The organism is Allobosea sp. P4_E12 (assembly GCF_056401655.1).
Genome location: NZ_JBFUIY010000005.1, coordinates 113,562 through 130,811 on the forward strand (window position 1 = coordinate 113,562; position 17,250 = coordinate 130,811).

16 protein-coding genes are annotated in these 17,250 nt (G+C 65.1%); 4 read left to right on the forward strand and 12 right to left on the reverse strand.

The genetic code is table 11. The features are described 5' to 3' along the window. The 10 genes from AC1DW9_RS07850 to AC1DW9_RS07895 all read right to left on the reverse strand — a co-directional run bounded on the left by AC1DW9_RS07850 (nt 1) and on the right by AC1DW9_RS07895 (nt 9,403). Nucleotides 1–735, reverse strand: a complete 735-nt coding sequence (locus AC1DW9_RS07850; RefSeq protein ID WP_441504215.1) for an aspartate/glutamate racemase family protein — start codon at nt 733–735, stop codon at nt 1–3. Further along, nucleotides 732–1,883, reverse strand: coding sequence for a saccharopine dehydrogenase family protein (locus AC1DW9_RS07855; protein ID WP_476775282.1), 1,152 nt, complete (start codon nt 1,881–1,883; stop codon nt 732–734). The genes AC1DW9_RS07850 and AC1DW9_RS07855 overlap by 4 nt, the downstream gene beginning before the upstream one ends. Before the next feature lie 7 nt (nt 1,884–1,890). Continuing rightward, on the reverse strand, nt 1,891–2,688 hold the full coding sequence (locus AC1DW9_RS07860) for an amino acid ABC transporter ATP-binding protein (RefSeq protein ID WP_441492124.1): 798 nt from the start codon (nt 2,686–2,688) through the stop codon (nt 1,891–1,893). A 13-nt stretch (nt 2,689–2,701) separates the two neighbouring features. Further along, nucleotides 2,702–3,364 carry an amino acid ABC transporter permease gene (locus tag AC1DW9_RS07865; protein WP_441492123.1) on the reverse strand — a complete coding sequence of 221 codons (663 nt, stop codon included), beginning with the start codon at nt 3,362–3,364 and terminating at the stop codon, nt 2,702–2,704. 49 nt (nt 3,365–3,413) lie between these two features. Next, nucleotides 3,414–4,241 (reverse strand): transporter substrate-binding domain-containing protein, encoded by an 828-nt coding sequence (locus AC1DW9_RS07870; RefSeq protein ID WP_441492122.1) that lies wholly within the window; start codon nt 4,239–4,241, stop codon nt 3,414–3,416. Nucleotides 4,242–4,362: 121 nt separating this feature from the next. Next, nucleotides 4,363–5,271: a 4-hydroxy-tetrahydrodipicolinate synthase gene (gene dapA, locus AC1DW9_RS07875; RefSeq protein ID WP_476775283.1), complete on the reverse strand. Its 909-nt coding sequence runs from the start codon at nt 5,269–5,271 to the stop codon at nt 4,363–4,365. 25 nt (nt 5,272–5,296) lie between these two features. Beyond that, nucleotides 5,297–6,703, reverse strand: a complete 1,407-nt coding sequence (locus tag AC1DW9_RS07880; protein WP_441504218.1) for an aldehyde dehydrogenase family protein — start codon at nt 6,701–6,703, stop codon at nt 5,297–5,299. A gap of 3 nt (nt 6,704–6,706) precedes the next feature. Next, the gene (locus AC1DW9_RS07885) at nt 6,707–7,993 is read right to left on the reverse strand and encodes an FAD-dependent oxidoreductase (RefSeq protein WP_476775284.1); all 1,287 of its coding nucleotides are present in this window, start codon (nt 7,991–7,993) and stop codon (nt 6,707–6,709) included. Next, nucleotides 7,986–8,249, reverse strand: coding sequence for a 2Fe-2S iron-sulfur cluster-binding protein (locus tag AC1DW9_RS07890; RefSeq protein WP_441504220.1), 264 nt, complete (start codon nt 8,247–8,249; stop codon nt 7,986–7,988). The genes AC1DW9_RS07885 and AC1DW9_RS07890 overlap by 8 nt, the downstream gene beginning before the upstream one ends. Then, complete coding sequence (locus AC1DW9_RS07895) at nt 8,246–9,403, reverse strand: NAD(P)/FAD-dependent oxidoreductase (RefSeq protein ID WP_441492117.1); 1,158 nt, start codon at nt 9,401–9,403, stop codon at nt 8,246–8,248. Before AC1DW9_RS07895 ends, AC1DW9_RS07890 begins: the two co-directional genes overlap by 4 nt. A 68-nt stretch (nt 9,404–9,471) precedes the next feature. Here AC1DW9_RS07895 and AC1DW9_RS07900 point away from each other — a divergent pair, with 68 nt between their 5' ends. Continuing rightward, nucleotides 9,472–10,446, forward strand: a complete 975-nt coding sequence (locus AC1DW9_RS07900; RefSeq protein ID WP_441492116.1) for a LysR family transcriptional regulator — start codon at nt 9,472–9,474, stop codon at nt 10,444–10,446. A gap of 181 nt (nt 10,447–10,627) precedes the next feature. Here the strand turns inward: AC1DW9_RS07900 and AC1DW9_RS07905 are convergent, their stop codons facing one another. Together AC1DW9_RS07905 and AC1DW9_RS07910 are read right to left on the reverse strand one after the other, a co-directional pair. Then, a complete protein-coding gene (locus AC1DW9_RS07905) occupies nt 10,628–10,822 on the reverse strand; it encodes a DUF6494 family protein (RefSeq protein ID WP_441504221.1) in 195 nt (64 codons plus the stop codon). 115 nt (nt 10,823–10,937) lie between these two features. Further along, nucleotides 10,938–12,452 (reverse strand): M81 family metallopeptidase, encoded by a 1,515-nt coding sequence (locus AC1DW9_RS07910; RefSeq protein ID WP_441504222.1) that lies wholly within the window; start codon nt 12,450–12,452, stop codon nt 10,938–10,940. Nucleotides 12,453–12,643: 191 nt separating this feature from the next. Here AC1DW9_RS07910 and AC1DW9_RS07915 point away from each other — a divergent pair, with 191 nt between their 5' ends. The 3 genes from AC1DW9_RS07915 to AC1DW9_RS07925 all read left to right on the forward strand — a co-directional run bounded on the left by AC1DW9_RS07915 (nt 12,644) and on the right by AC1DW9_RS07925 (nt 17,229). After that, nucleotides 12,644–14,107, forward strand: coding sequence for a M81 family metallopeptidase (locus AC1DW9_RS07915; RefSeq protein WP_476775285.1), 1,464 nt, complete (start codon nt 12,644–12,646; stop codon nt 14,105–14,107). Then, nucleotides 14,098–15,408, forward strand: a complete 1,311-nt coding sequence (locus AC1DW9_RS07920; protein ID WP_476775286.1) for an alanine racemase — start codon at nt 14,098–14,100, stop codon at nt 15,406–15,408. Before AC1DW9_RS07915 ends, AC1DW9_RS07920 begins: the two co-directional genes overlap by 10 nt. Nucleotides 15,409–15,630: 222 nt before the next feature. Further along, nucleotides 15,631–17,229, forward strand: a complete 1,599-nt coding sequence (locus AC1DW9_RS07925) for an ABC transporter substrate-binding protein (RefSeq protein ID WP_476775287.1) — start codon at nt 15,631–15,633, stop codon at nt 17,227–17,229. The last annotated feature ends 21 nt before the right edge of the window (nt 17,230–17,250 follow it).

Genomic DNA, 17,250 nt, shown 5'->3' on the forward strand with positions numbered 1-17,250 from the left:
TCAGCGCCGCACATATCTTGGAGGCGTCAAGCTGCGCGCGAACCAGTCGATGAAGCCGATGATGTCGAAGACCGGTCGTCCGGTCGCCTCCGCAATTGCTGCTGCATGAGGCGGCAGATTGGTACATTCGCAGAGGATGGCCCCGACATTGGGATGCCTGGCTACGAGCGCCAGCGCCGCGTCGACGACCTCCCGCTCGAGCGTAGCGAAATCCGAAATCCCGCCCTGGCCGCCATAGACGCGGCGAAACAGGCTCTCCGGCGCCAGACCCTCGATCGGGGTGTCCGCCCTGACGCCGACCGCATCGAGGTGCCTTCGTGTCAGCGCTTCCGCTGCGAAGGTGAGAATGCCGACCTGTTGGCCGGCGGGAAGCATCGCCTCGATCACCGGTGCCTGGAGCAGGCTGCTGGTCGCCACCGGCACTGGCAGCGCCGCGGTCATCTCCTTCTGCAGGAGCGCCAGGAAGCCGCAGCTCGTCGTGATGCCGCGCACGCCGGTCGCGACGAGATCGAGCGCTGCAGCGATGAAGGGCTCGAGCAGTCCCGCGGCTTGCCCATGGACCACCGCAGCGGGATTCGCGCCGCGCACAACCCGGAACTGGACCGGGAACGACCATGTCGTTCCGTTCCCGATATCCCCGGGCAGACGCTGGAATTGCGTGTCGAGCATGAGCACACCGATCCCGAGATCGGCGACCACGCCGTTTGTCCGCGCGGGAGTGGGATTGCTGTTCACGATGCCGTTTCCATGCTCGAGTGCTCGGCCGAGGCGGTCGTGATCCCGTCGAAGAACCACGACAGGAAGCGATTGGCGCGCAATGCGTCAATCGGGATATCCTCCTGAGCGATCAGTCCGCTGCCGCTTAGCCGTCCCTCCCGAATGAGGTCCAGGACGGCGGCGACATGGGATGCCGCAGTCCGCCGCATCGCGCTCAACGAAACGGTGCCGACAGTCGCGGGAACGACGTGACGCGCGAACCGGTGTTCGATCCGCCGCCCGTTCCGCAGGCCGACGGCCGTGATGAAGACCAGGAGCCGGTCGTCGTCGATCTCGGGGAGCGCGTTCAGAAAGAGGTTCCGCAGCTGATCCACCCGGTGCCGCAGTTTCAGATCGTCCAGCAGGAACTTCATGTAGTCGAGATGGCCGGGATAGCGGATCGTCCGGGAGACCAGGCTGTCGACACGCCCCTCCAGGCATGTGCACAGGCTCAGGGGGATATTTCCGGAAACGAAGACCTCGTAGAGGCTGTCGTCGAGACGGAGCTGCTCCTGCTCGGACAGGGGAGGCAGGCGCGTTACCTTGCGGTTGATCAACGCGGTCGAGGGCTGCAGATATTCGCGCAGCAGGGCATCGACATCCCAGGTGAGGCCGTAGCCGAACCGATTGGTCGAATGCCGTGGCAAGGTGCCGATCCGGACATTCACCTCGCTGCCTTGCATCACACCCCTGGACAAGAGGTCCAGCACCAGCGGCGAGATCAATCCTGGCGATACACCGCATTGCGGAACGAAGCAGCTGGAGGCCGACCCGGCCTCGCGTCGAACGGCCTCGAGGCCGGGCGTATCATCGCTCAGATCAAGGTAATGCACGCCGCTGCGCCGGGCGGCCGCGGCTATGGGAGGTGTCGCGGATGATGGCAGCGCGGCCACCACCGCGTCGGACCGGGCCAGCAGGCTGTCCAGCTTGGATGGGTTGGCGGGATCGATGTCCACCAGGCGCAGATTGAGATTGCGAGCGCTTACCCGAGCCGGCTCCGTCGGATCCACGATCACGACGTCGAACTCCGGGGCCTCGCGAAGCAGGACCGCCAGCGCCGAGCCAATTCTGCCGCCGCCAACGATCACGACGGAAAACGGGCGGTGTTCCTCCCCAAGCCTGTTCATCGGTTCATCAGGCATGGAAGCGCGACAGGAACGCTTTCAGGCGCTCGTTGCTCGGGCTGCGCAGAATATCGGTCGGCGAGCCCTCCGCCGCGATGCGCCCGGCTTCCATGAAGACGATCCGGTCCGAGACGTCGGCCGCGAAGGAGATCTCATGGGTGACGATAACCATCGTCATTCCCTGATCCGCGAGGCTGCGTACGACGCCGAGAACCTCGCCGACCAGCTCGGGATCGAGCGCGCTCGTGACTTCGTCCAGGAGAAGGGCATCCGGCTGCATGGCCAGGGCCCGCGCGATCGCGACGCGCTGCTTCTGTCCGCCGGAAAGCTGGTTCGGCCAGGCATCGCGCTTATCGGCGAGCCCGACCTTCGCGATATAGTCCATCGCGATCTCGACGGCCTCGGCGCGGGGCTTGCGCTGCACGATGATCGGTCCTTCGATCACGTTCTCCAGAACCGTCTTGTGGGGAAACAGATTGAAGTGCTGGAACACCATGCCGACATGGCGCCGTAGCTCGCCCTGGCCCATGAAATGGGCATCGCCGACATGTTTGAGACCAACGCGCCTGCCGCGGAAGAGGATATCGCCGGCATCGGGCCTTTCCAGCATGTTCATGCAGCGGATGAAGGTGGACTTTCCCGAGCCGGAAGGGCCGATGATCGAGAGGACCTCGCCGGCTTTCACCGCCAGGTCGATGCCATGGAGCACCTTCAGGGCCCCGAAGTTCTTGGTGACGCCGGAGGCTTCCAGGAGGGAGCCGGACGAAGCGGACGAAGGCTTGGAGGTCGACGAAGGTTTGGAGGTCATGGAACGCCTTTCCTCAATTGCCCGCGCGCATGCGGCGCTCAACGACGTCGGCGAATTTCGTGACCGGGAACAGGATGACGAAATAGAGGATCGCGACAGCCGTATAGGCCTCCAGCGGTCGATAGGTCTGCCCGTTCACGACGGTCGCCATATAGGTGAGGTCGGCGACCGAGATGACCGATACGAGTGAGGTGTTCTTGAACTGCGTGACCGACTGATTGATGAAGGCGGGCATCATCCTGCGGATCGCCTGCGGCAGGACGATCCTGCGCATGACTTGCCATCCCGACATGCCGATCGCGGCGCCTGCTTCGGATTGCCCCTTGTCGATCGAGACGATGCCACCCCTGAAGACTTCGGCATAGAATGCGGCCGCATAGAGCGACAGCGTCGTCATCGCAGCCGCCCAGTTCGGGATGTCGATCCCGAGAATCAGCGGCAAGGCGTAATAGATCCAGAGCAGCTGCACGAGCAGGGGCGTGCACCGGAACAGCTCCTGGAAGCCCTGTGCGAACCAGTTCAGCGGTCCATTGCCCGACAGCCGCGCGAAGCAGACCGCCAGGCCGAGGATCAGGCCAAGTGCGATCGAGCCGATCGTATAGACGACGGTGATCCACGCCCCCCACAGGAAGAGATCGCTCGCCTGGAGGATCGGGGCAAAGCTCCACGTATACATGTTCTCTCCAGCCTTCCGTGGAGGCGGCCCTCGCGGGCCGCCTGGGAGTTCAGCCGCCGAAGCCGAAGCCTTCGGGCATATCGTCCAGCGTGATGCCGAATGGCTCCAGGCTGTTCACGATCCAGGTCTGGTTGTTGCCGATGCGGCGGTTGTATTCGGCCCAGGAGGAGATGAAGGCCTTCCACTTCTCGTCGGTTCCCCAGTTCATAGCCACCACCGAAGGGGTGGAGAGCACGGGCTGCGGCACCATGACCTTGCCGATGCCGCTGGCCTTCTTGGCCATGACGAGGCCGTTGAGCATCGTGTTCACGAGGCCATCGGCCTTGCCGGTGACGACGGCGACGATCGCTTCGTCGCGGGACTTGAACCGAAGCATCTTTGCCTTCGGCAGGTATTGCTGCGCGATGAGGTCCTGGGAGGAGCCGAGATCGACGGCAAAAGTGTATTTGGGATCGTTGAGCTCGGCCCAGCTCCGCTTCGACAATTCGGGCTTCGGCGAGACGATGACGAAGCTGTTGAAATAGGTCGGCTGGGAGAACGCGACCGACAGCGCCCGTTGCGGCGTCGCGGTGACGCCCAGGGCCAGATCAGCCTTGCCGCTCTGCACGTCCAGGATCGAATTGGGCCAGGTCGATTCAACGACCTGCAATTTGACGCCCAGCGTCTTGGCGATGTCCCTGGCCATCTCGATGGCAAAGCCGCGCCATTCGCCGGTCCGCGGATCCTTGTTGAAATAGGGATCCTCGTTGAGAATTCCCGGGATGCGCAGAACGCCGCGAGCGCGCACGGCTTCCACGGTATCCTCGGCTCTGGCCGTTCCCGAAAGCGCCAGCAGCGAGAGGCCGGCGGCGCAGATTGCCCGAAGGACTTGTTTCATGGGTCTAAACTCCGTTCCCCGCCGATGTACTCGGCCTTGCTCCGATATCCGGATTGACGGCACCGTAGGCGAGCCACCCTCGCGAACAATGCGAGAGTAGCCCCGCTTCCTACCGGTTTTTTTATATGTTGGCGGTTGTCTCGTAGGTCTTGAGGCTCGCCTCGAGCGACGCAAGGCTCTCCGGGCGCAACGGGGCGAGCGGCGCTCGGATTTCGGCGCTGATGGCCCCGGTGCGGGCGAGCGCTGCCTTCAGCGGTACTGGATTGCTCTCGATGAAGAGATGTCCAATCACGTCGAACAGAGCCTCATGAAGGCGCCGAGCCTTGTCTGTCTCGCCAGCGACCCAGGCCTTGTGCAGAGCGACGATGTCCTTGGGCAGCAGGTTCGAGGCGACGCTCGTCACGCCGTCGGCACCGACCGCGAGGAAGGGCAGGGTGAGCCCATCATCGCCTGAGTGGATCACGAATTCCTCACCGAGGGCACGGCGCAGTTCGGTGATCCTCTCGACCTTGCCGCCGGCCTCCTTGATGCCGACGATGTTGGTATGGGCTTTCGCCAGGCGCGCCGCCGTCTCCGGCGCGATTTCGACTCCGGTACGTCCCGGCACGCTGTAGAGCATGATCGGGATCTCCACCGCCGCAGCAATGGCGGAGAAATGGTCGAACAGGCCGGCCTGAGAAGGCTTGTTGTAATAGGGCGTGACGATCAGGAGGCCGTCGACGCCCAGCGCCTGCGCCCGCACGGCTTTCCCGATGGCCAGGTTCGTCGCGTTGGATCCTGCGCCGGCCATCACGAAGGCTCGGCCTTTGGCCGCTGCGACCGTGGTGCGAATGACGTCCTCTGCCTCGCTGTCAGTCAGGGTCGCGGCCTCGCCCGTGGTGCCGACCGGTACAAGCCCGGCCACACCCGCTTCCAGCTGCTTCTTGATCAAGGCTTCGAGCGCCGGGGTATCGACCGCGCCGTTCCTGAACGGCGTCACGAGAGCGGTGAAGACGCCAGCCATGCGCTGACGAAGTTGCTTATCGATCATTGTGCAATTCCCTTTTCCCGAAGCCTCAGTCGATGACGACCTTGGTCTCGCTCATTTCCCGCAAGGTCATGTGGATGCCCTCGCGTCCCAGGCCGCTGGACTTGATTCCGCCGAACGGCACGTTCTCGGCCCTGAAATCGGGGCCCTCATTGATCATCACGCCACCGACGCGCAGTTCGCGCGAGAAGCGTTTGACCAGCGCGTGATCGTTGGTGAAGACGCCGGCCTGGAGGCCGTAGATGCCGTCACTGACCTCGGCGATGACGCTGCCGACATCGCTGAAGCGGCGGACTGCCAGAACCGGGCCGAAGGTTTCGGAGCGCACGAGGTCCGTGCCTTCCGACACGGCGTCGAGGAGCGTCGGAGCAAAGAGCGTCCCCTTCCGGACGCCGCCTGCCAGCAGCTCTGCCCCATCGGTGACCGCCTGCCTGACACGCCGCTCCACCTCCATGGCGGCCTGCTCATCGATGACGGTTCCCATGACCGTGTCCGCATCGGCCGGATCGCCCGTGCGAACGGCCTCGATTCTCGCGACGATGCGCTCCAGCATGGTTTCGCGAATGGAGTCGTGAAGGAAGAGGCGCTTCACCGCAGCGCAGCTTTGCCCGGCGATCTCGAAACGATGGCCAATGGCGACGTCGGCCGCGCGGTCCAGATCGGCGTCGGGCATGACGATCAGCGGGTCATTGCCACCGAGCTCCATCAGGCAACGGACCAGGCCGGATGCGTTCTTCAGCGCCAGCCCGGCTGCGGGTCCGCCGGTGAAGCTCAGAATGTCGATATCGCCGCCGGCAATGGTCGCGGCGACCTCGGCGCCCCCATGCACGACGGTGAACAGGCCTGCGGGAAAGCCGGCCTTGGCAGCGAGTTCGGCCAGGCGCGCCGCCGCGAGCGGCGCCTTCGGTGACGGCTTGGCAACGACCGCGTTGCCGGCCGCGATCGCGGGACCGAGCTTATGGCAAAGCAGGTTGAGCGGATAGTTGAAGGGCGTGATCGCCCCGACCACGCCGGCGGCCTCATAGGTGATGGACGCGAACTTGCTGGGCGCGCCGGGCACGATTGCCGTCGGCAGCACCTCGCCATGCAGCACGGTCACCGCATCGCCGGACAGGCGCAGGGTGTTCTGGGCGCGACGGACCTCATTGCGGGCCTCCGCGATCGTCTTGCCGACTTCAGCGCAGATGATTTTGGCCATATCGTCGGCCTCATCAGCGAGAAGCACCGCGAGGCGGTAGAGCAAGGCCTTGCGTTCCGCCGGAGTGCTGAAGCGGAACTCGCGCCACGCCCGGCGCGCGCCTTGCAGAGCTTTTGCGACCGCGACCTCATCGGCAACCGCGACCTGACCAATTCTGGCGCCCGAGTAGGGATTGAACACCTCGATCTGTGGGGATGCGGTTGCGGCTGCGGGACGTTTCACAAGGGTGATGGTCACGGTCTAGGACTCCAGATCGTCTGTTTTCAGGTCGGCAAGTGCTGCCAAGGACACCGGCCGCAGGGGCCAACGAGGTGGGATGGCCGAAGGCACGGCCTCGCCGCGCAGGGCGGCGATCGTCGGGCCGCAGAAACGCCCCTGGCAGACACCCATCCCGAACCGCCCCATGAGGCGGATCTCCCGAGTCGAGGCATCGTCCGGGAGCGATCTGAAGTCGGAGAGGCGACGCGCCTCGCAGCGGCAGATCAGCGTCTCGGGGGTTGGCTCCGGCAAGGCGGAGCGGAACAGGTTGAAGAGGGCGGCCTGGACATTCCGCGCCGCCGTCAGCCTGGCCTCGACTTGCCCGTCGGGACGCCGCATCCCCAGACGCGCGAGGATCGTGCAGGCTGCACGGCGGCCGTCCAGGATGGCCGCGTCCGCGCCCAGAACCTCGCGCCCGTCGCCGGCAAGGACAACGGGAACGGCCCCGTCAGGATCCGAAAGGGGTATGCCGACCCGGTTGGGCTCGATGCCGTCATGCACCAGCACATGCCGGGCGCGCAGACGATGAAGGGAGCCACTGCGCCTGACCCGAATGTCCAGACCCGCATCATCCTCGCGAACGGAGAGGATGTCGGTTCCGGTCCGGTAGGGGACGCCCTGCGACAGGAGCGTGGCGGCGTAGGAAGCCGCCTCGCCGAGTTGCGGCCCTGCCCCGACCATCTGCAGCAGGGCGTTGAAGCGAAGCCATGGACGCCCTCGCTCCAGCACCGCGACCGGCGGGTTGCCCGCCTTGGCAAGCTGTGCGGATACGGCAAGAAGAAGGGGGCCTGTTCCGGCGACCAGGATGGGCCCCGTCGGTGGGACGCCGGTCTCCTTGAGCAGGACCTGAGCTCCGCCCGCGGTCATGACGCCCGGCAGGTCCCAGCCCTCGAACGGATGGATCTTCTCAACCGCTCCGACAGCGATGACTGCCGCGCGGACCGTGCGGGCAAAAACCCTGCCGGCCGCCCGATCGTCGAAGAGATGGCGGCCATCGCCGTCGACGCCCAGGAAGACGGTGTCGGTGCGCAATTCGATGCGGCTGCCGGCAGCCTCGATACGCTGGGCGAGCTCGGCCCAGTTGCGTCGGTGCCGGGCGGGCGTGTGCACGGCATGGGCCGCGCCGCGGGCCGCCTGGCGGTGGATCGCGCCGCCCAGTTGATCGCGCTGCTCGACCAGAAGCACACGCAATCCAGCCTCTGCGAGAGTGGCCGCAGCGCTTGCTCCGGCGGGCCCGCCGCCGACGACGAGGATCGGAATGTCAGTCATTCCGCCCCCCAACCGAGGGCATGGACCCAATTCTCAACCCATCCCTGGCGGGCGTCAGGCACGCCTCGACCGGTGCGCCACCCTCGACCGAGACGACGCAAGCCTGGCACGCGCCGATGCCGCAGAAGACACGTCCGCGCACCGGCGCGCCTTCCGGACCGAGGCTGAGGATGCCGGCCCGGCCCAAGGCCGCTGCAATCGTCTCGCCGGGGCGGAAGGGCACGACGCGATCGTTCCAGAATATCCGCGACATCATTGGCAGGCCTCGACCCCGGCAAATCGAGCGGGTGTCAGCATCGAAAGATCGGCGGCGAGCGGCCGGTCCAGGACTATTCGCGCCGCGGATTCGCCCATGAAGGGACCAAGGCAGATGCCGTCGCCCTCGAAACCGGTCGCGACGACGAGCCCATCGACATGCGGGTGCCTGCCGATGATCGGCAGCCCATCACGCGAGGCCGTCCGCACGCCCGCGAATGTTCTCACCACGCGCCGCGCCCCGAGCGGTGGATAGAGATCGAGGGCTGCCCGCAAGATGGCCGACACGGTCACCGCGTCTGTTCGATGATCGCTGCGATTGTCCTCTCGACTGCCGCCCAGAAGGAACTGGCCGGTCACCAGCGGGTCGATGACGAGGCCGATATGCGATCTGTCCAGAACGATGCCGCGCTTGGCCGCGAGATAGGAGGCGGCCATGAGATGCCCGTCGATGGCGGGACGCCCGGCACTTGCCCGATCGGTGACGACCATCTGTCCCTTCCGCGGGATAAGGATGTCGCCCAGGTTCAGGAGATGGGCCGATCCGATACCGGCCGCGACGAGGACCGCGTCCGCCGGCAGGACTTCGTCCGCGAGCGCGACGCCGACGGCACGGCCATCCCGCACCACGATCTCGGACACCGGCGCCCGGCGCCGCACGACGATGTCGCTCCGCTGCAGCAGGCGCGCCGTGATCTGGTACCCAAGGGCGTGGCCGTCATCGGGAATCTCGAGGGCGGCCGCGACGCGTTCGCCAAGACCGGGGATGCGGTTCATCAGGTCGGCTCGCGCGACCGCGATGACGCGTTCGCCGGCCTGGGCGAGGTCAGCGCCGTGCTGCGACACGAGTTCCGCTTCAAGGGCGTTCTGCGCGATCAGGAAGGTCGAGCGGCGATGGAACAGCCCTTGGAAGAGGCCGTCGGCTTCCAACTGACCGTAGAAGGCCCTGGCATGACGGGCGAGGTCCATCATCGGCCCCGGGCGCTTGCTGGCCACCGAGACCGCGCCGTCGGATGCGCCGGTCGCACCGGCTGCCGGGCCCGATGCATCCAGCAACGTGACCCTTGCGCCCGCGGCCGCGAGGAAATGGGCGGCGGCAGCACCGACGATTCCCGCGCCAACCACGGCGACATGCATTGAGGAGGGGCGGGCCATGACGGCGATCTTGTTTCCCAGAAGAGGTGCGCCGAACCTCTTCCGCTTCGCCCGGCCGGTCGATCCAAATGATCGGCGCCGACTTGCCTCATTGTTTGAAAGTGGCGGAAATCGCTCGGCTGTGGGACATGCAGGTCGCTTTCCTGGGAGGGGCTGCCATGCGTGACGCCAACCTGACGCTCATCCAAACGTTCTTCATCGTTGCGCGCGACGGCTCCTATTCCGCAGCCGCGCGCAAGCTCGGCATGAGCTATCAGTCTGCCGCCAATCATGTCCGGCGGCTTGAGCAGGTTCTGGGAGAGCGCCTGGTGGTCTCGGAGCAGGGCGCGAAGACGGTTATTCTGACGCCTCGCGGACGCAGCCTCTACAAGTTGCTGCTGCCTGAGCTGGATACGATGCTCGCCCGGCTCGACCGCACCCTGGACAAGGAGCGTCCGGTCCTGCGTATCGGGCTTCCGCAAGCCATCTTCTACTATCTCCTGCCGCCGGTCCTGGCCCGCTTCCGTGAGCGTTACCCCCAGGTGGAGATCGTGGCCTATGAGCGCGACACGTCGCTCCCGGAACTGATCAAGGACGGCAGCCTGGATGTCTGCATCACCGAACGGTATTTCGGGGACCCGAACGTTCCGCAGCACCTCGTCTGCACCTATCGGCCGGCGCTGATCTTCCCGACGTCCTGGGGGGATCCGCCTTCGCCGAGCAGCATCAAGGATTGGGCCACAGGCCGGCCGTTCGTGACCTATGAGCCAGGCCAGCTCCTTCGCAATCTCGCGGTCGACTATCTCAGGCCACAGGATTCCGAAATGGAGATCGCGATCTCGACGTCGGGCAGTTCGAGCGTCAAGCGATGTGTCGAGGCCGGCCTCGGCTTTGCGATCATTCCGGAATGGTGCCTGGGGGAGCAGGAGCCAAATGTAACAAAGGTTGATATAGATGGATTGCCGGAGATTCCGATTTACTTTGGTGAGGCAATTTTTCTATTCAATAATACCTATGTCAAATCGCTGAGGCAATTGTGTACGGATCTGATTAAATTCTATTAGAAGTCGAAATTTGCTTAGTTATTACAGATTTCGAGCATTGCATGAGGCCTTCCCTGATCGCTGGGTGGCACCCTGCTACAGGTGAATGCTCGCGAAAGCGAACGCGGCGACCTTCGCAGTCAGGTAAAGCGATCGGCTGCCGATGCTTCCGCGGGGGTTCTGGGCCACTCCGCCAGCCGCCTCAGCGGAGGTCGATGGTTGTCTCGACACTATGCTGAAGCGAGGGCGCATCGTCTGACGTGAGCGACATGCGCAGGCGCACGACGCGTCCTTGCAGGTTTCCCTCGCGTACGACGCGCTCGATCTCCCGTTGAGAGGTCAGCCCGACCTCCTTCAGGAACTTCCGGACGGCCATGTTGAAACGGTCCTCATCCATGATCGCTCTCCAAACTCGCTGCCAAGGGCCGCGTACATTGGTGATACACCCGGATGAGCTCACCGGCAGCACCCGCGCAATTGAGCGCGCATCGGCTTCCGGCGTCGGGGGCCGCTCAACGGTCGTCCAGCGCGTCATCCGGATGGATTGGGAAGACTGGCCGGCGGAGCTGCGTGTAGGGCAGCGAAGCGATCTTGCTGGTGCAGGGGCCGGATGTTGCAACCGTGTAGCTGCCCTTGGCGATCTTGTCGTAGGCACGCCGATGCGCGACGGCCGCCTTGACGCCGATCGCCTTCAGGGTCTCCGGGTGGATGCCCTGCGAGCGGAACTGCCCAAGGTCGAAGGGGGGTGTCTTGCGGCTGGTCAGCAGCACGCTGATCCCGCGTCCAGTGGTCACCACGGCAGAGGGCCCCATGCTGAAATGGGCGCCCTGGGAGGCGGCTAGATGGCTGTTCAGGTCCTCCAGCGCAAAGTCGCCATCGCTTGAGCTGACGAATCGGGCCTCGATTTCGACTGGGCCTTCGGCAATGGCGCTCCCCTTGCCGCCGACCGAGATCCTCCGGACATCGCCCGGCCTGGCATCAGAGAGCGCAGCAACCGCCGCGGCGTCGGCGATGGCAATGGCACAGTTCTCGACCTCATGGCGCAGGAACGCGCGGAGCACGGACGTGCCGTCGCCGGGCGCGCCGCCACCGATATTGTCCGCCGGCTCGACGACGATATAGGGGCCGCCCGGCAGACGCTGAATCTCCGCAACGGCGTCGTCGAGATCCCATTCGCTGGGCAGGCCGAAGGCGCGCAGGGTCGCGGCCGTTTCAGTGAGCCGCGCCAGCGCTCCACGCGCCTCAGCTTCCGCTCCCGTGGTCACCACGCAGAATGCGACGCCGGCCTCGGGAACATCGGAGAATGAATAGCCGCCGACGACGTTGACAGCCCAGATCGCGGGATCGTCGCTTTCGATCGCCCGAGCCATGGCCTCGAGCTCGCGCATCGGCCGATCGGCCGTTCCGGTTCCTGTCGGTGGCCACATGACGGGAGCGTTGCACGAATGCATGCGCGGAAGGCTGTTCTCGTTCAGGGCCCGTGCGAGCAGCTGCGCCGCGCGCTTGGCCGATTCCCGAGCATCGGTGTGCGGGTTCTCGCGATAGGCGACGAGGCCATTGGCGTGGGCAGCCATGGCCGCGGTGAAATTCGCGTGGAGGTCGAAGACACCGAAGACCGGCAGGTCCTCGCAGCCGGGCACCGCACGGATATGGGCGAGCAAAGCACCCTCCGGGTCGAGACATGCTGACGTCACCATGGCACCGTGCAGGGCGAGCCAGATGCCGTCGAGGCCGCCATCCGCAAGCGCTGCCCTGAGCCCTGCGTCGAACTCGTCTCGGAAGCGGTCGAAGACAGCCTGTTCGACGGTGCCCGAGGGCAGGGCCGTGTAGTCGATCGTCGGTACGACCTGCCACCCCTCGGCTTCGGCCACCTCCAGGAAACCATCGAGCGTGGATCCGTCTCCGCGCCGCTGCAACACCTCGCCACCGCGCCGGATCGTGAAGTCGGCGAGGCTCGTAACCTCGTCGATGAAGCTGTGCGTCTCGTGAAACAGCGCGGCGAGCAGGATGCGGCGGGGGCGTGCCATGCTGGGGAAACCAATCTCGACAGGAAGCGGCGTGGCACCATTTCGGACGCGGGGGCGTTCCGGATCAAGACGCCATTATTCCGTCAGGAGAAACCACTCTGCTTTGACAGGGGGAAGCGACCTCCCGTTAGATCCTGGCGGAGGAGCGGGACGGTGCGGTTGCGTCGTGTCGCCGAGCGGGGGCTATCTGCATGCGCGTCTTCGTTGCATCGCTGGCGACTGAAACCAACACCTTCGCTCCGCTCTTCGTCGATCGCAGCGCCTTTGAGGCGGCCTTCTACTGTCCGCCCGGTACGCACCCGGAAACGCCGACGCTGTGCTCGGCACCGGTGGTCGCCGCCCGCCGCCGCGCTGCCAGCGAGGGCTACACCCTGATCGAGGGCACGGCGACATGGGCCGAACCTGCAGGGCTCGTCTCGCGCGAGGGCTATGAAAGCCTGCGGGATGAAATTCTTAGCCAGCTTCGTGATGCGCTGCCCGTCGATATCGTGCTGCTGGGGCTGCATGGCGCAATGGTTGCGCGCGACTATGACGATTGCGAGGGCGACCTGATGGCGCGCGCCCGCGCGCTTGCCGGCCCCGATTGCGTCATCGGGGCCGAGCTCGACATGCATTGCCATCTCACCACTGAGATGGTCGGTGCCGCCGATATCATCGTGGCCTTCAAGGAGTTTCCGCATACCGACTTTCTCGATCGGGCGGAGGATCTTCTCGAGCTCTGTCTGCGGACAGCGCGCGCGCAGGTGAAACCCGTCAGCGCCGTCTTCGACTGCCGCGGAATTGCGAGCTTCATGACAAGCCGTGAGCCAGGCCGCAGTTTCGTCGACCGTATCAAGGCGATGGAGGGCCGGGACGGTATCCTGAGTATCTCGGTCGCGCACGGCTTCCAGGCGGCGGACGTGGCGGATGTCGGCACGAAGGTGCTCGTCATCGCCGATCGCGATGCGGACAAGGCGGCGGCGCTCGCCAAGACGCTTGGGCTGGAAATCCTGCGCTGGGGTCCCAGCGGTGCGGCACCGAAGCACTACAAGCCTGATGAGGGTATCGAGGCGGCGCTGGCACTGGCGCAGGATGGCCGTCCCGTCATCCTCGCCGATCGCTGGGACAATCCCGGCGGCGGCGTCGCCGGCGATTCCTCGGTGATGGTCGAGGCGCTGCTCAGACGGCCGGAGGTGCCGGCCGCGATCGGGGCGCTCTGGGACCCCGTCGCCGTGAGCCTGTGCCGCGCCGCCGGGGTTGGAGCCGAGATTTCCCTGCGCTTCGCTGGCAAGGCTGCGCCGTCGTCGGGCCGGCCGATCGATGCCACGGTGCTGGTGACAGGCACGACGCCCGAGCTCGTGGTGCCCTTTGCGCAGAGCTGGGTTTCACTCGGGCCGGCTGCGGCGATCCGCATTGGCGCTCTCGATATCGTCCTCGCATCGACCCGCGCCCAGACCTTCAGCCCTCCGGTCTTCACCAATCTCGGCATTGATCTGGCGGCAAAGCGGGTCGTGGTCGTCAAATCCTCGAACCATTTCCATGCGGCCTTTGCGCCGATCGCGGCCAGCGTTCTCTATCTCGACAGCGGCGGCCCATACCCACCGGACGCCAGCAAGATCGCCTACACCAAGATCCGCCGCCCGTTCTCACCGCTGGACCCGAACCCATGGCTCTGATCGCCCCCGGTGGCGCGCTGCCGCGTCTGTCACTCGCCGATATCGACGATCAACGCCTCGATGGGCTGAGCAAGGGGCTGCCGCCAGGCATATCGGGCCTGCGACTGGGCGATATCGGGACGCAAGGCTGGAATGTTCTGGCCGGCGACTTGCCGCTCCCGATTGCGGTGATCCGCGAGAGCGTGCTGAGGCGAAACAGCGTCTGGATGAGCGCGTTCACCGCAGAGAACGGTCTGGTGATCGCGCCCCATGGCAAGACGACCATGGCGCCGCAGCTCTTCGACCTGCAGATCGCCGACGGCGCCTGGGCCATTACCGTGGCGACGATCCAGCAGCTTCAGGTGTGCCGCCAATTCGGTGTCAGACGCGTGATCCTCGCCAATCAGCCTGTCGGACGCCAGGAGATCGCCGCCTGCCTCGATGCCGTGATGGATGAGGGCTTTGCGTTGTATTGCCTGGCCGACAGCGTCGAAGGTGTCGCATTGCTGGCGGAGGCCGCCCGGCGCGCGCCGCCGCCATCGGGCAATCCGCTGCGCATCCTCGTCGAGATCGGTTTCATGGGCGGCCGAACGGGTGCGCGCAGCCGGGCCGAGGCGATGGCGATCGCCCGTGCCATCAGTGGGGCGGCTGGGCTGCAACTTGCCGGGTTCGAGTGTTTCGAAGGGTTACATAGTGTCACCGCAGGTGCAGACCGCCTCCTCGACGACATGATCGACGTGGCGTTGGCCGCCGAAGCGGAGGGTTTGCTCGGCCCCGATCCCATGGTGCTGAGTGCCGGCGGAACCGCCCTTTTCGATCGCGTCGGAGAAAAGCTGAACGCGGCGTCCTTTGCGCGATCCATCGTGAAGGTCCTGCGCTCGGGTTGTTACCTGACGCACGATTCAACAGCCTATGCCAGTGCATTCCGGCGCATCGTCATGGAAACAAGCCTGACCCTGCCGGCGGGCGGACTCGAGCCGGCGCTTGAGGTCTGGGCCTATGTCCAATCGCGGCCCGAGCGCGGTCGTAGCCTGCTCACCGTCGGCAAGCGCGACATCAGCTACGACGCAGGCATGCCCGTTCCCCTGCGCTGGTTCCGGCAGGGCATGAGCAATCCCGAGCCGATGCCGGCAGGGCACACGGTTCTCGCACTCAACGACCAGCACTGCCATCTCGGTACGCCGGAGGACAGCCCGCTCCAGGTTGGAGACATGGTCGGCTTCGGCATCGGTCATCCCTGCACGACCTTCGACAAATGGGCTCTGCTGATGCTGGTCGACGACGATTACGGCGTGCGCGGGGCCGTCAGAACGTTCTTCTGAGAGGCCCTACTTGGAAACCGTGTTTCTTGTTGCGAAACCAGGAATCCTTGACGCGAATTCTGGCGACTCCTAGCCTCCGTCGGAGAGAGGGATGATCTGCGGGCCGGAATCGGCGAGGGCGACAGGCGTCTCGCTTCATGCGGCGGGTGCTGATGGGAGATCAGCGTCTTGCAGGCTTCAGGCCGAGATCATGCCCTGTGATCATATGTGGAAGGATCGTTCGTGAAGCCTCCGTCATTCCCGATGATCGCCCCCGAGCCGGAGATGGCAGAGGAGCTATCGCGCCGCAGCCTGCTGCGGCTTGTGCTCGCCAGCAGTGCGATGGCGCTTTCGCCCGCGATCATGGTCGGCGATGCTGCGGCCGAGACGCCGGTTTCCGGTGGAACACTGACGATCGGCGCCGATGCCGACCCGATCGGGCTGGATCCGGTCACGCTTACGGCGTTCTCCTCCTATGATTTCACCAGCCTGATCTATACGGGGCTGCTGCGCTGGTCCGCGCAGATGAAGATCGAGCCCGACCTCGCGCTGAGCTACGAGCAGCCCGATCCCAAGACCTATGTCTTCCGGCTGCGGCAGGGCGTGAAATTCCACAATGGCCAGGATTTCACGGCCAATGATGTGAAGCATACCTTCGATCGCATCCTGAGCCCGGCTTCCGGCAGCCGCCTGCGGGCGTTCTATTCCAGCGTCGATGCGGTTACGGTCATCGACCCCTACACTGTCAAATTCCAGCTGAACGCGACCGATGCGGCCTTCCTGAGCAATCTGGCGACCAGCCCCAATGGTGCGATCGTCCCGGCCGGGGTCGAGAACCTCAACACCCAGCCCGTCGGAACCGGCCCCTTCGTGTTCGAGGCCTATCAGCCGAACCTGCAATTCTCGCTGACCGCGCACGCGGGCTATTATGAGAAGGGGCAGCCGCATCTCTCCAGGGTGGTGTTCAAGTTCTACAAGGACCAGGCCACGCTGACCTCGGCGCTGCGGTCGCGCGCGATCGACATGACCTGGCTGAAGGACCCGAAAGTCGCGGCGGCGATTGCGCGCACCTCGCCCAACCTCGTGTCCGCTCCCGGTCAGACCTCGCGGACCTTTCCGGTCTGGCTGAACATGAAGGCCAAGCCCCTGAACGATGTCAGGGTGCGCCGCGCGCTTAGTCTCGCGACCGATCGCAAGGCCTGCCTCGACACGATCCTGGGCGGTTCGGGCAAGATCGGCGCGATGATCCCGGAAAGCCAGGTCGGCGGCTATGATGGCACCGGGGAACTGCCCTACTACAAGCATGATCCGGCAGCGGCGAAGGCTCTGCTGGCCGAGGCCGGTTATCCCGAGGGCATCGATCTCGGCAATTACATCATCGTCGCAGCCAACCCGCTCGACGTCGCCTGTGCGCAGATCCTGCAGCAGCAATGGCAGGTGGCAGGAATCACGGTCAAACTGACGCCGATGGAGACGGCCCCGCTCTTGACCATGTGGAACACCGGTACGTGGCCGACGCTGCTCTCGGTCGCCCTGTCCTGGACGCCGGACTCGGACGCCACCCTTCAATACATCAAGTCGGACAGCGCTACCGGCAAGGGCACCGGATCGAACGATGCCGAACTCGACAGAATGATCCTGGAAGCCCGCGCCGAACTCGACCTCGGCCTGCGTGCGGCCAAGAACATTGCGATCCAGCGCCATATCGCCGACCAAGCCTACATCATCCAAGTCTACCAGTACCCGCTCCGCTGGGAGATCTGGTGGAACTACGTCAAGGATTACGTCCCGATCGCTGCGAATATCCGCTCCTTCGTGCGCACGGCATGGCTGAAAAAATAACTCCCCCGTTCGCTTTCGGCA

Excerpts from the sequence above, each read along its gene's own strand:
- AC1DW9_RS07905 (WP_441504221.1), bottom strand. The coding sequence starts at position 10,822 with ATGGATGAGGACCGTTTCAACATGGCCGTCCGGAAGTTCCTGAAGGAG.
- AC1DW9_RS07915 (WP_476775285.1), top strand. The coding sequence starts at position 12,644 with ATGCGCGTCTTCGTTGCATCGCTGGCGACTGAAACCAACACCTTCGCT.
- AC1DW9_RS07890 (WP_441504220.1), bottom strand. The coding sequence starts at position 8,249 with ATGATGTCGCGGATATTCTGGAACGATCGCGTCGTGCCCTTCCGCCCC.
- AC1DW9_RS07860 (WP_441492124.1), bottom strand. The coding sequence starts at position 2,688 with ATGACCTCCAAACCTTCGTCGACCTCCAAGCCTTCGTCCGCTTCGTCC.
- AC1DW9_RS07885 (WP_476775284.1), bottom strand. The coding sequence starts at position 7,993 with ATGACTGACATTCCGATCCTCGTCGTCGGCGGCGGGCCCGCCGGAGCA.
- AC1DW9_RS07900 (WP_441492116.1), top strand. The coding sequence starts at position 9,472 with ATGATCGGCGCCGACTTGCCTCATTGTTTGAAAGTGGCGGAAATCGCT.
- AC1DW9_RS07920 (WP_476775286.1), top strand. The coding sequence starts at position 14,098 with ATGGCTCTGATCGCCCCCGGTGGCGCGCTGCCGCGTCTGTCACTCGCC.
- AC1DW9_RS07855 (WP_476775282.1), bottom strand. The coding sequence starts at position 1,883 with ATGAACAGGCTTGGGGAGGAACACCGCCCGTTTTCCGTCGTGATCGTT.
- AC1DW9_RS07870 (WP_441492122.1), bottom strand. The coding sequence starts at position 4,241 with ATGAAACAAGTCCTTCGGGCAATCTGCGCCGCCGGCCTCTCGCTGCTG.
- dapA (WP_476775283.1), bottom strand. The coding sequence starts at position 5,271 with ATGATCGATAAGCAACTTCGTCAGCGCATGGCTGGCGTCTTCACCGCT.
- AC1DW9_RS07895 (WP_441492117.1), bottom strand. The coding sequence starts at position 9,403 with ATGGCCCGCCCCTCCTCAATGCATGTCGCCGTGGTTGGCGCGGGAATC.
- AC1DW9_RS07865 (WP_441492123.1), bottom strand. The coding sequence starts at position 3,364 with ATGTATACGTGGAGCTTTGCCCCGATCCTCCAGGCGAGCGATCTCTTC.
- AC1DW9_RS07910 (WP_441504222.1), bottom strand. The coding sequence starts at position 12,452 with ATGGCACGCCCCCGCCGCATCCTGCTCGCCGCGCTGTTTCACGAGACG.